A 13,142-nucleotide genomic window follows, 5' to 3' on the forward strand; every position below is an offset into this window, starting at 1 on the left:
CCTGGGCTGGTATGTGACGCCCCTTCGGGGCTCAAGACAACCGCAAGATCAGGCGGAACAGGGTTCCAGAGAGGTAGCGCGTAGGTCGGGCTAGACGCGCGCGCCGGGCCTTGCTGTCATCCACGATAGCGGACGCGCCGCAACCCGACAGGCGGCAAGCGGCGCGTCGGGTTACGCTTCGCTAACCCGACCGACGGACTGGTGTTGAGGTGTTTGAGTTGGACCGGTATAAAAAAAAGGGGACGGTGCAAAACCGCCGGGCCGGCGATTTTGCACGTCGAACCTCCCTGTCCCCGATCTCCTTGTCCCGAACGTCCCTGCCCTGAGCGTCCCTGTCTCCAGCCTCCGTGTTTTCACCCTCCTCGTCCTGGACGTCCCTGCTTCCGGCGGATATACCTTGAACGCTTGTCGGTCCTTCTAACCATCCAAGGTGGTCTGGGTGCGGTGCGCGGCCTGTCCCGGGCTCAGCGACATGGACAAATTGTCATGGAACCCCCGTTGCGCGTAAATCCTATCCCGAATGTTTCATAAGGGCGCCGCGAGCCCCAGTACCCGAGTGCGGAACTTGGAGAATAACCCTAGCGACGAGCCCGGCAGCCACCAAAACGGCGCGCAGGAGATCAGCGGGAATCGCAGGCGAAGGCGTTTCGCTGCCGTTCGGTCCATCATTTCCGCCCAAAGTGGACCGACGCGCACAGGTCATCCTGCCCGGGTGAGCATCAGCAATACGAAGACCGAATGGATCGGTGGGGTCAGGAGATGAGCGGTCCCGGCGGCCGGGCCAAGAACAAGAGTTCGGTCACCCGATGCAACAGATCCTTGACCGGGCAGTGGGTCGGCAGCTGGAGGCGGATGCGGTCTTTGTATTGCACCACGCGCACGGCGATCTTGAACAATTTGATGATGACCGTGGCGGGCTGGGCCTGGGCCAGTTCGGTATGGACCAGGACCTCGGTGCGTAGCGCTTGGTGCAACACATAGGCGCCGCAGGAGAAGAACAGGCGCATATGATTGGCCAGAAAGCTGTGGTCGGAGGTGCGGTCGCTGGCCAAGTCGTTTTTCATCTTCTTGATGAAATTCTCATCCTGGCCGCGCGCGCAATAGAGATCGCGATAGAGGTTCTCCGGGGTGGGCAGGCGCAGGGAGGTGACGACGAAGCGGGGATTGTCGTCGAAACCCATGACCTCGGCCTTGAGCACGACCCGGAAGGGTTGCGGCCAGGAGCCGGCCGCATAGTCCAGTTCATGGTAGGTGCGGGTATGCACCGGCTCCGACTGGCCCAGGCGTTCGGCATTCTGACACCGGATGGCATGCGTGCGGCGATTGGCCTCCAGATACGGCTGTGCGAAGCGCGCTAACACCTTGTTATTACTGAGGCCGAAGATGAAGTCGGCGTGCGGGTCGTCAAGCGCCAGCTGCATCAGCTCCGGGTTGGAGAAATGCCCATCGCCGCGCAGCACGATGTGGGTCTGCGGCCAGGCCGCCCGCAAGCGTTTGAGCACGCGCCGGATGATCATGGCGTTTTCGGCCCCCGTCGGGCGCTTGCCGGGACGCAGGGCGGCGGTGATGAAGTTCCCGGAGAGTCCCTCGAAGAGAAACAACGGCAGGTAGCAATGACTGCCGTAGTGGTGGTTGTAGAAACTGAACTCCTGCTGACCGTGCGTGGCGTCCTCAGAGTGATCCATGTCGATCACGATGATGCTCGGCGGCGTGGCATAACTGGCGATGAATTGATCGACGTAGCCCTGGGCCATGCGGTAGATGTCTTTGGTGGTGGCCGCATTCTCCAGGCGTGAGATCGTCGGGGCGCTGGCCAGATCGTTCTCGCGGTCCAGGGGCCGACGCTCCAGTGCGAGCTTGAACATCGGATCACTCCGCAGCGCGTTGGCGTCGTTGCCATCCTCATAGGCGCAGGCGATCTGATACACGCGTTGGGCGATGAGGTCACGCGCTGGATGCGTGATGTAGCTGGGGTGACGCTGGTCGTCAAAGGCGGCGGCCAGGCGCTCGGTCAGCCCGATCTGGCGGTCGACACCGCGCAGGATCAGGGGGCCGAAATCCGACGACAGCGCTCCGCCATCGAAGTCCCCGCGCACGGTCAAGCCGTCGATGGGAGGAAAACGCAACTGGACTGGGGTAGACTCTGCCATGGGGCGACCTCGTTTAGCTTCTTCCGAAGCGTTATTGGCGTAACACCAATTATATCAATTGGTTGAACGAGTGTCGCCCCTCTTTGTGAATAATCCGGGCTATATTCATGGGTGAGGGCACCCCATCGTGGCAGGTGCGGCGCGTCACGCAGCCCTGAAGCATAACCGCGCCACCCCAGTCACGGCGCGGGCTGGCGGGGGTTAGAGAAAGTTAATGTTCGCACAAGGGGGTAGACACCGCGCGGCGACTCTGGCAGGATTAATGGCAGGGTAATCGGTCTGCCGTTCCGCCGGGGGGTGGCGATGGGTGCGATGAGTCCAGGACCGTGGGTGCACTGTGGTCGCGTCTTCAGCGTCGAGGAGATCGCCGGTATCCGCCAGACGGTGGCGTGGCTGCCGCGGTTGGGGCGGCGCGAGTTGGCGGCGACGCTGTGCGAGCATTTGCAGTGGTATACCGTGACGGGGGCGGCGAAGGTTCACGCCTGTCGGGAGTTTCTGGAACGTCTGGAGGCGGCCGGGTTGGTGGCGCTGCCCCCGTTGCAGGTCGCGCGGCGTCCCCGCCCGGTCCCCCCGGCGCCGGTGGTGGCGGCGCCGATGCCGATTCACGGCCCCTTGGCCGCGCTCGGCCCGGTGCGCCTGGCGCCGGTGCGCGCCGACGCCGCGGCGGTGGCGCAATGGAATGCGGCGGTCGCGCGTTGGCACCCCTTGGGCTACAAGGGTGCCTTCGGCTACCGGCTGCGCTACTTCATCACCGCGGGCGAGCAGCACCTGGGCTGCCTCCTGCTGGCGGGCGCGGCGCGCGCGCTGGCGGTGCGTGACCACTGGATCGGGTGGGACGCCCAGACGCGCCGGGCCAACCAGGTGCGGGTGCTCAACAACAGCCGCTTTCTGATCTTTCCCCACGTCCAGGTGCCGCACCTGGCCAGCCATGTGCTGGGACAACTGGCGCGGCGGGTGCGCGCCGATTGGCTCGAACACTGGGGGTTTGCGCCGCTGTTGCTGGAGACCTTCGTCGACCCGCGCCACTACGCCGGCACCTGTTACCGTGCCGCCGGGTGGGAACTGCTGGGGGAGACCAGCGGGAGCGGGCTGGCGCGACCGGGCCGGACCTATCACAGCGCCCCGCGCCAAGTCTGGGTCAAGCCCTTGAGTGCACAGTGGCGCGAGCGCTTGTGCGCCGCGTCCGGGGGGACGACGCCATGAGCAAACCCTGCCGCCGCCTGTCACGCGCGGCCATCAAGGAGCAACGCGCGCACAAGAAACAGCAGGAACAGGCGCTACGCCAACAGCAGCGCCAGGACGGACTGATCCCCCGCGTACCCGCGCCGTTACCCAATCGCTGCTCGGCGTACGCCACGCTCGCCGAGGAACAGCAGGCCCGCGAGGCGGCGGTCAGCGGCCAGGTGCGCGTCCTGCGCCGGGAACTGCCCGCGTTGCTCGCCGCCCTGGGACAGATTCCCGAGCCCCGCAACCCCAAGAAGTGTCGGCATCGGCTCACCGTGCTGCTGCTCTACGGGCTGCTGATGTTCGTCTTTCAGTTCGCCTCCCGGCGCGCGGTCAACCGCGAACTGACGCACCCCCAGTTCGAGGCCAACCTACGGCTCCTGTTCCCCGAACTGGAGACCCTCCCGCACGCCGACACCCTGTTTCGGCTGCTGCGCGACATCGACGTGACCCACCTCGAACAGGCGCACATCGACCTGGTACGCCGCCTGATCCGCGCCAAGACCTTCCGCCGCTACCTGATCAACCACGCCTATCCCATCGCCATCGACGGCTCCCAGAAATTCACCCGTGACCACCTCTGGGATGAGAATCTCCTGGAACGTCAGGTCGGGGCCGAGGACGCGCGCCACACCCAGTACTTCGTCTACGTCCTGGAGGCCAGTCTGGCCTTTCACAACGGGCTGGTGATCCCCTTGCTGAGCGAATTCCTCGAATATGCCAAGGGCGATACCAAGGCCGACAAACAAGACTGCGAACGGCGCGCCTTCACGCGGCTCAGCGCCCGGATCAAGACGCTGTTCCCGCGCCTGCCGATCTTGCTGTTGCTCGACGGTCTCTATGCCGACGGACCGGTGATGCAGTGCTGCCATCAGTACCACTGGCAGTTCATGATCGTTTTCAAGGACAAGGACTTGCCTACGGTCTGGGAGGAATTCCACGCGCTGCACGCGGTGCAGCCAGCGGGTTGTCAGCGCGACTGGGGGGAGCGCCACCAGCGCTTTTCCTGGGTCAACGCGATCGACTATGCCTTCTCAAACAACACGCGCCGCCACCTCAGTCTGCATGTGGTGGTCTGTGAGGAGACCTGGGAGACGATCGATGAACAAGGCGCGCGCCTGACCAAGACCGCGCGCCATGCCTGGCTCTCCAGCCAACCACTCAGCCGCGCTAATGCGCATGAGCGCTGCAACCTAGGGGCCCGTTACCGCTGGGGCATCGAGGCCGGCTTCCTGGTGGAGAAACATCAGGGTTACCACTACGAGCACGCCTTTGCCCTGAACTGGAACGCCATGAAGGGCTATCACTACCTGATGCGCCTGGCGCACCTGTTCAACACCCTGGCACGCTTTGCCCGCCATCTGCGCGAGCTTTATCGCACCCTGGGCGTGCGTGGCGCCATCGCCTTCATCCGCGCGTCCTGTGCCGGCCCCTGGCTCGACCCCGCGCGGATGCGCCGCCTGCTCGCCCAGCCGCTGCAGCTTCAGCTCGAATAACCGCCGCCGGGAACGGCGCCCGACCCCGGCACGCCGGCGACCACCGGTGCTGGCAACCGCTGGCCTGGCGAGCGTGACGCATGCCCGAGTACCGGTCCGACAACCCTCCCGGCACCTGCCAAACCTTCTGCCGCAACCCCCGGTCAGGGCCAACGCACCCCGCAGCGGCCAACGCCAGCGCCCAACGGCGCCGACGCCGCCCAATGTCAGCCGGCGGCAGGGTTATGCTTCAGGGCTGCGCGTCACGCTGGACGCTTGCCAGGCAATCACTGCCGTCCTATGATGAATAGCGTATGAACCAGGCCCCGGCGGCTGATCAGCTACGACCCCAATGAACCGGTGATACGGTATCCGGCGAGCACACAACCATGCCTTCAGCGATCCCCTTTTCCGCGTTGCGACAGGTATTGGTCGTCGAGGACGATCCTTACTTCCAACGCGCCGTCGGCGAGGCGGTCGTCCAGGTGGGGTCCCCCTGGCTGGTGCATGGTTGCAGCACCGGGACCGCGGCCCTGGCCTTCTGCAAGGCCCCCGCCGCGGGCCTGGACCTGGCCCTGGTCGATCTCGGGTTGCCGGATCTGGACGGCATCGAGGTCATCCGCGCCGTCCATGTCCGCTTTCCCGCCGTGCCGATCATGGTGATCTCGAGCGTCTGCGCCGAGACGCGGGTGCTCAGCGCCATTCGTGCCGGGGCGCTCGGCTATCTCCTGAAGGGCGACTCGGGCATGTCGATGACGCGTGCCATCGAGCAGATCCTGGCCGGCAACTATCCGATCAGCCCGAAGCTGGCGCGTTGTCTGTTCAAGCTCGCCGGGCAGGGGTCGGCCGCCGACGCGGGCGCGCTGCCCCGGCTGACGGGCAAGGAAACCGAGCTGCTGGGGCACCTGGCCGACGGCAAGTCCTATAGTCAGGCGGCGGAGCGGATGGACGTGGCGCTGTCGACCATTCAGTCCTATATCCGCAACCTCTATCGCAAACTCGATGTCCATTCGCAGACGCAGGCGCTGTTGCGGGCGCGCGAGCATGGACTTCTGTAGCAGGGTAACGAGTCAAGAATAGGCTAGACGCATTCGTTGTCGTTGTCGTTGTCGTTGTCGTAATCGGAGAAGCGATGCAATTTGGGCAGCGAAAGAATCCGGGGCACGACGACAATCTCGATTACGACAACGACAACGGCGCGGAGAGCATTCTCTAATGGACTTGTTTAATCTATCAGCCTAGAAAAAGAAGTTCTCACACAAAGACACAAAGATCACAAAGATCACAAAGATTTTCAAGGCGATATGTAGGTCAAGGAGATCACCCGGGCGGTGATCCGCCCAACGCCTTCAATGATCTGTTTTACTTTGTGTTCTTTGTGTCTTTGTGTGAGCAATTGCCGGTTCTTGGATCAGCGAACCGTTCCTCAGCCAAGGTCAAGGATACCCGCGTCCCCCGCGCCAGCCGGCTTACGGTCAGTTCGCCCCCCAACTCGCGCGCACGGCTTTGCATGTTGCCCAGGCCGCGCCCCTGCGCCACCGCTTCCGGGATGCCGATGCCGTCGTCCGTAACGGCGATATGCAATTGCCCGTCCGCGCGATAGATGGCCTGCAGCGCGATATGACCGGCGCGGGCATGTTTGAGCCCATTGCTCAATGCCTCCTGCATGATGCGCAGCAGCTGCAGGATCAGGCGTTGCGCAAGCGGCGGGCAGGCGTCCAACTCGATCTGCCAGTCGACGCGAATAGGCTGCTCGGCCAGGCGCCGCTCGCAGCGATAGCGCCAATCGACGATGGCGTTGCGCAGGCTGCCCGCCTCGTTGCTCATGGTGTCGACGACCAGATAGAGATCATCGAGGCATTCCTGCAGCAGGATTGCGACCTGCCCTTGGGTCAGCTCGCCGTGCTCGATGCGCAGGCGCGCCCCGGCCAGTTGCGAGCCGAAGCCGTCGTGCATGTCCTGCAACAGGCGTTCGCGCTCGGCCGTGCGCGAACGCTCCACCTCGGCGGCGGTGAGCCGCTCATACGCCTGTTTCAATGCCTGCTCGCGCTCGGCGACCCGCTCTTCGAGCGACTGGTAGAGTCGGGCGCTGTCGATGGAGATCGCCAGTTGACCGCACAGCAGCGACAGGGTTTCTACCTGGCCGACGGGAAAGGCGGCACGATATAACCGATTCTCCAGGATCAGGAAGGCGCCGATCCGACCGTGCAGCAGCACCGGCAGGCCCAGCAGCGAACACACAGGCAATGCGGCAAAGTGTGGATCAGCCTTGAACCGGCTGTCGATCACCGCGTCGTCGCAGATCACAGGCGCCTGGGTGCTGAGGCCCAGCCGCAGGACGCCGGCGGGCAGGACCTGCCGCTCCTTGGCCGTCTGCAGCGTTATCCGTTCCAGCCGCTCGGCGCCCCGCAGCCCGCCTTCCAGATACCAAGCACCCGTCTCGTCGCGCAGCAGCAGTTGGACATCGGTGGCCCCGGTCAGTTGGCCCAAGAGCGCCGTCACGCGGGCCACCAGTTGCGGCAGTGACCGTTCCGACGCCAGCGCCTGTGAGGCCCGCAGCAACGCCTCCTGGTTCAGGGCGTCGTGGCGTCGCTCCCCGGCGCCGACCGCGCGACTAGGCCCCAAGAAGGGCAGTTCGTCGAGCATCGCCCGGGCCTTGCAGGTGGCGCCCCACGCGCGATAGAGGGCCTGGGCCTGCGCGAGCAGCGCCCGCGCGGCGTGCTCCAGCCCGTGTCGCAGGTAGCAGTGTCCAGCCCGCTCGGTGATCAGGGCCTGGTGCCAGGGGCGCCGGTGGGCCTGCGCCTGGCGCATGGCCTGCTCGAAGGTCTCGAATGCCAGGGCGCTGTGCCCCAGCGCGTCCAGCCGTTCGGCCTCTACCAGGGCGTGAAGATGACCGAAATTCATGGGCGCCGCCGCGGCACGGGCCGCCAGCCAGGCCTGGTTGATGGCGAGCCGCTCGAGCAGGGGCGCACGCGCGGCGGCGCTCGTCTCCCGGACCCGCCGGGCGAGCGTCAGGGAGTGCAGCAGGTTGATCAGGGCCGTCGCATAATCAGGGTGGATCGCCAAACCGAGTTCCAGGGCCGTCTCCACATGGTGGGCCAGCGCCCCATGGTCATTGAAGAGACAGGCCGCCAGCGCCCGGTGAATATGGAAATAGGCGAGCGGGATCGGGTCGCCCCGCAGGGCCGTCTGGTGTGCCTGCTCATCGAACCCGGCGTCGTTGAAACTGCCCGGGGCAGTGGTCTCGCCCCTGAGCGTGCGGACCAGTTGTCGGTAAGGCAGATAGGATTTCTCGGCCGTGGTACTCCCGGTCTTGCGCGTGAAGCGCAACGCGGCGGCGGTCTCGGCCTCAAGCTCGGCGAGTTGGGCGCCGGTGTCCAGTAAGGCCGCCTGCGACGCATAGAAGGTGAACGAGGCAATTTCCAGGTCGCCGGCGCGCAGCAATTCCGCGAACGCCTGGTGCGCGTAGGCGACATCCTCTTCCAGCGGGTTGCACCAATGCCCGATATGATTCGTATAGACGAACAGGCCGCGCGCCGTTTCGCGGCTGCCTTCCCGTGTTGCGCCCACCTGCAAGGCGATCCCGGCCAGGCGCTCGGCGGTCGTGAAATCCCCGCGCAGGATAATGATGGCCACGCAGGCGCAGACCAGGCCGTAGATGTTCTCGGCACAATAGCCGTTTTCGATCCAGAGCCGCGCGACCCGCAGCGCCAACCAGGTGGTCAGGACCGGATGACTGGAACTGCAGTGGGCCGCGGGGATCATGTGGTTCAAGAGTTTGGCGGCACCCGCGAGGCGTTGATCCGTCAGGTCGCGACCTTGCAGCAGGTGCTCCAGCGCACCGGCGGCGACCTGCCGATAAAAGGACTCGAGCTCCCGCGTAAGCGCGCTCCCGGTGGCGGCGGGGGTTCCCGGGTCAGCGGTGCCCGCCCGGAAGATATCCGCCGGCAGGTCGCGGTAGTGCCGGAGGGTCTGCTCGAGGTCGGCGCGCGGGACCGGCATACCGAGTCTGGCCAAGAGTTCGCATCCCAGGGCGATGGCTTCATCGTAGAGTGCGCGATTGAGCAGATTCGCGATCTGGGTGGCGGTTGGATCGACCAGCAGCAGGGGGGACGAGGTATTGGCGGCGAGCTGGGCATAGATTGCGTCGGCCTCGCTCTGACGGGCTTGACTGAATAGCACGAGGTGTAACTCGGCATGGAGGCCGAAGGCGGCGCCATGCTCGCGCTGCCAGGCGTCCGCGGCCAGCAAGTCGACGCCTAAGCGCAGCAAGCGCTCGCCGGTGGCGTAGTCACCGGCCTGGCGGGCCCCGACGGCCGCCGCGAGCAACAGGTCCCGGGCGCGGGCCCGCTCCACGGGCTCGACGATCAGCGGCGCCGCGGCGGCATAGTGCAGGGCGGCGTCGAGGCGGCGGGGCGGGTCCTTGTCGGCCTGGGCAAAGCGCCGGGCCATGGCCAGATGCAGGCGGCTGCGCCAGGCGTCATCGCGCCTTTGCTGGACCGCCTGCTGCATCCGGTCGTGACAGAACCGCAGGGCCGCCGCGGGGTCGCCCCGCTGCACTGCGAGCGCGCTGGGCGTGATGAGAATCCCCCGTTCCAGCGCGGGCAGGAGCCGCCCGCTCAGGGTTTCCGGGTCGGTGCCGGTCGCCAGCGCGAGCCTGCCCAGGGTGCAATCGGTGCCCAGGCAGGCGGCGGCCACCAGCGACTCCGCGGTCGCGCTCGGCAGGTCGCTCAACCCGGCGGCGAGGAGGTCCACCACATTGTCGCTGACCGGGCGGGCCAGGAGGGTCGCGGCGTCCCAGTGCCACCGGCCGCGTCGCGGGTCGGGACGCAGGGCCCCGCCGCGGTGCAGTTCGTTCACCAAGGCGATGGTAAAGAAGGGGTTGCCGTTGGTCTTGGCGAACAGGGCGGTGGCCGGCGACCGCGCCTGCGCGGGTGCGATGTGCAGCATGTCGGCGAGCAGCGCGTCGAGGTCCGGCGCCGTCAGCCCGGCCAGGGTCAGCACCACCGGCGGCGTCCCCGCCGCGGTGGGTTGGCGCAGCCGGTGCCGCAGCGGATGGCTGCCATCCACCTCGTTGTCGCGATAGGCGCCGATCAGGAGCAGGCCCGCCAGGGCCGCGTCCTCCAGCAGGGCCCCGAGGAAGTCCAGCGACGGCGCATCGGCCCATTGCAGGTCGTCGAGAAACAGCACCAGCGGCCGCGTCGGCGCGGCCACCTGGCGCACCAGGGCCACCAGCAGGGCGCGCAGGCGCCCTTGCGCCTCCAGTGGGCCGATCCGCGGGGCGGGCGGTTGCGGACCAAGCAGGGCCTCCAGTTCCGGCAGGACCTCCAACAGCGCGCCCGCATCCGGGCCCAGGCCCGCCAGGATCCGCTCGCGCCACGCCGCCACCGCCGTCTCGGACCCGGCCAACAGCAACTGACACAGGTGACGCAGGCACTGGGAGGGGGCCAGCAAGGGCCGGTCCCGCTGGAACTGCTCGCACTTGCCGCTGATGAAGAGGCCGTTGGCCAGGGTCGCGGGGCGGTGCAGCTCACGGATCAGTGCCGTCTTGCCGACCCCCGCATAGCCCGCGACAAAGAGCCCCAGGGTAGCGCCGGCGACGACCCGGGCGAAGGCCGCGGTCAGCGTCGCCAACTCCGCGTCGCGTCCGTGCAGGCGCCGGGGCGGGCGCGGCGCCAGCGGCAGGTCGCGCGCGCGCAGCGGCACCGCGTCCAAATCCGCCCGCTCGCGCAACGCCCGGCGCAACCGCGCCAGATCGTCGGCGAGGCCCGCCGCACTCTGGTAGCGCTCCTCGGGCTCCTTGGCGAGCAAGGCCAGGATCAGTTCGGACAGACGCGGTGGCAGCCAGGCCGCCCGGTCCCGCGGCGGCGCCGGGGAGCGCGCCAGATGGGCATGGATCAGGCCCAGGGTGTCGGTCTGCGCGAATGGCGGGGCGCCGGTCGCCAGGGCGTACAGGACGGCGCCAAGCGAATAGAGGTCGGTGCGGTAATCCACCGGCCGGTTCATTCGCCCGGTCTGCTCGGGCGACAGGTAGGCGAGCGCTCCGGGCAGGCGATCCAAGGGATCGAACCCCGAGCGGTCCTCGGCAAAGGTGGCGGCCAAGTCGAAGCCGATGATCTGCACCCGCAGGTCATCGGCCCGAATCAGGATCTTGGCGGGGTTCAGATCATGGTGGATGACACCACGCCCATGGCACCGCGCCACGGCGCGCGCCAGGGCCAAGGCCAGCGTGAGAAAACGCCCCAGGTCGGGGTTTCCCATGAGGCCGGACCTTCCCAGCGGCACGCCGCCGAAGTCGGCGACCCTGGGTACCGGGGCACCCGGGTCGCCGGGCAGCAGGCGCGGACAGCCGGGCAGGCCTTGCAGCCGCTCCAGGATGCGCCACTCGTTCGGCCGCACTGGGCGGGCGGCGAGCGCTGCGCCGTGGCCCTGGCCGCCCTGGGTTCCCGGCGCGTCGGCCGGCGGCTCAAGCACGCGCGGCACCCGAGCCCGCGCCCGGCGCCCCCAGCAGGGTCCGATTGCGCCCGCGCATCGTGGCGCGGTAAAGGGCTTCAGGCAGCATTCTACTTCGGTGTCGGTTTACGAGCCGGGAGTGATACCAGCTCAGGCCCGCTATTGACCTGTTTAACCTGGAGGTCTCTGCAAATGGCGTCGAGATCGAAGCTAAATTGCCGAGCGTATTCTTCCGGTACCTTGTCGATCTCATCGACGATAGGGTCGCGCGTCACAACGAAGCCTCCAGGGGGAACAGGCGACAAACCATGTTGAATGGCTGGCCGACGCAGGCATCGGCCGCTCAGGTCGCAGGACAGGGACCCGGGGCAGGCTTCTTGAAATATCCGTAGACCGCCTCCCAGGCCGACTGCTTCAAGAGTTGTTTCTGTTCCGGCGTGAGATTGAAGTCGAGCTGCTCGATACCCTTCGGGTCGATGAAGACGGTCTGATCGATGCGCCGCTGATCATGGAAGAGCTGCATGGTCCCCTGGTTCAGCACCGCGTCGAACAAGGCGCCCAGCCAGTCCCAATGGCCATTGAGCGGTTTGGGACGCGGGTTTGCCACCGCGTCTTTCGTATTGAGCATCAGCCCCAGGGTATTGTTGGGGCGGAACGGGTTCGGCTTCTTCGGGTCGTCTCGGATCAGAAAGTCCATGTCGAGCGGCATGTCCTTGGTGGTGCCCCCGTCGAGGTAGGTCTTGCCGGCGACGCATCGCGGCGAGAAGATGAACGGGATCGACATGCTGGCGACCACCGCATCGACGACCCGCACGTCAGGGGTGTCATCGGGAGAAAAGACGGCGAATTTCCGCGTGTTGAGCTCGCAGCCGAGTACAAAGAGACCCTTGCCCGTTTTTTCCTTCAATTGCTTGAACGAGCACTCGGACCCCACGCCATACTTTTCTTTCAGCTTGTTGCTGACCACGCCCTCGAGCCACCGTTCCACGACGCGGCCCCGACAGATGCCGTCGAATATCCACACGCTCAGTGGAATCAATAGCCAGGGTATCGTATCGCACAGCCAATGGCACCTCCCGCGGCCACTGATCGTCTTGATCAGGTTGAACCGCAGCCAGGTGTCCAGCAGCTTGCGGAAGTCCATCTTCTGCATTTCCTGGTTCAGTTCGTCCGGGGTGTAATCGAGGGCGCCGAACAGCGCGTTGATGGCCCCGGCCGAGGCACCCGCATAATTTTCGATGTGCTGCCGGACGTGAAGTCCATCCAGCGCCATCATGGCCCCCACATAGGCGATACCCAGGATACCGCCGCCGGAGAACACCAGGTTTGTGATCTGATCCTCCTTCAGCGGGTTCTCATACGGGAGCGGATCGGTCGTAAACATGACTTGAACCTCACTCAAAAACAAGGGGCCGTGATGCCGCAATGCCGAAATGCCCGGAGACAGGGTGAAAAGCCTCGGCAGGTCCCGCTACGCGACAAGCATCGATCTTTCCGCACTCTCCCCTGACGGTCTCGGCAAGCGGGGGGATGCAATCGACGCGCGCGTTATTCTCCTGAGGCCAAGCGTCTGAATTGCCCTTGTAGCATAACAAAATTCGCGAGAATCTTCGTGATCCATCGCGTGTTTTTTGCACGGGCGGGTTCAGATTCTCATGTCGCCTGTCCGCCTGCAGGGCGCGGCGCACCCCGTCAGGATCGCGCGCAATCACGCTCAAGTAGGCCCGTGCCGGTTGATCCGGTTCCGAGCGGCCTTGCTCCCAATCGCGCAAGGTTCCAAGCGGTACCTGATAACGGGCCGCAACTTCTTCCAGTCTTGTTCATGTTTTTCCGCCCTTCC

Annotated in this window: 6 protein-coding genes; 3 read left to right on the forward strand and 3 right to left on the reverse strand. The window is 66.0% G+C overall.

Annotated elements, in window-relative coordinates; genetic code table 11:
* Nucleotides 1-752: 752 nt before the first annotated feature.
* On the reverse strand, nucleotides 753-2,150 hold the full coding sequence (locus THSYN_RS05520) for an IS1380 family transposase (RefSeq protein ID WP_100918249.1): 1,398 nt from the start codon (nucleotides 2,148-2,150) through the stop codon (nucleotides 753-755).
* Nucleotides 2,151-2,462: 312 nt separating this feature from the next.
* Here THSYN_RS05520 and THSYN_RS05525 point away from each other — a divergent pair, with 312 nt between their 5' ends.
* The 3 genes from THSYN_RS05525 (at nucleotide 2,463) to THSYN_RS05535 (ending at nucleotide 5,907) form a co-directional block, all read left to right on the forward strand.
* The gene (locus tag THSYN_RS05525) at nucleotides 2,463-3,353 is read left to right on the forward strand and encodes a Druantia anti-phage system protein DruA (protein WP_157817396.1); all 891 of its coding nucleotides are present in this window, start codon (nucleotides 2,463-2,465) and stop codon (nucleotides 3,351-3,353) included.
* Nucleotides 3,350-4,870: a transposase family protein gene (locus THSYN_RS05530; protein WP_157817397.1), complete on the forward strand. Its 1,521-nt coding sequence runs from the start codon at nucleotides 3,350-3,352 to the stop codon at nucleotides 4,868-4,870. The genes THSYN_RS05525 and THSYN_RS05530 overlap by 4 nt, the downstream gene beginning before the upstream one ends.
* A gap of 368 nt (nucleotides 4,871-5,238) precedes the next feature.
* Nucleotides 5,239-5,907, forward strand: a complete 669-nt coding sequence (locus THSYN_RS05535) for a response regulator transcription factor (RefSeq protein ID WP_100918250.1) — start codon at nucleotides 5,239-5,241, stop codon at nucleotides 5,905-5,907.
* Between the two features lie 304 nt (nucleotides 5,908-6,211).
* Here the strand turns inward: THSYN_RS05535 and THSYN_RS05540 are convergent, their stop codons facing one another.
* Nucleotides 6,212-11,323, reverse strand: a complete 5,112-nt coding sequence (locus THSYN_RS05540; RefSeq protein ID WP_157817473.1) for an AAA family ATPase — start codon at nucleotides 11,321-11,323, stop codon at nucleotides 6,212-6,214.
* A gap of 322 nt (nucleotides 11,324-11,645) precedes the next feature.
* Complete coding sequence (locus THSYN_RS05545; protein ID WP_157817474.1) at nucleotides 11,646-12,728, reverse strand: patatin-like phospholipase family protein; 1,083 nt, start codon at nucleotides 12,726-12,728, stop codon at nucleotides 11,646-11,648.
* Nucleotides 12,729-13,142: the final 414 nt, after the last annotated feature.

The sequence above is a fragment of the Candidatus Thiodictyon syntrophicum genome (genome assembly GCF_002813775.1).
GTDB lineage: Bacteria > Pseudomonadota > Gammaproteobacteria > Chromatiales > Chromatiaceae > Thiodictyon > Thiodictyon syntrophicum.

Coding starts and splice junctions, on each gene's coding strand:
- THSYN_RS05520 (WP_100918249.1), bottom strand. CDS start 2,150: ATGGCAGAGTCTACCCCAGTCCAGTTGCGTTTTCCTCCCATCGACGGC.
- THSYN_RS05525 (WP_157817396.1), top strand. CDS start 2,463: ATGAGTCCAGGACCGTGGGTGCACTGTGGTCGCGTCTTCAGCGTCGAG.
- THSYN_RS05530 (WP_157817397.1), top strand. CDS start 3,350: ATGAGCAAACCCTGCCGCCGCCTGTCACGCGCGGCCATCAAGGAGCAA.
- THSYN_RS05535 (WP_100918250.1), top strand. CDS start 5,239: ATGCCTTCAGCGATCCCCTTTTCCGCGTTGCGACAGGTATTGGTCGTC.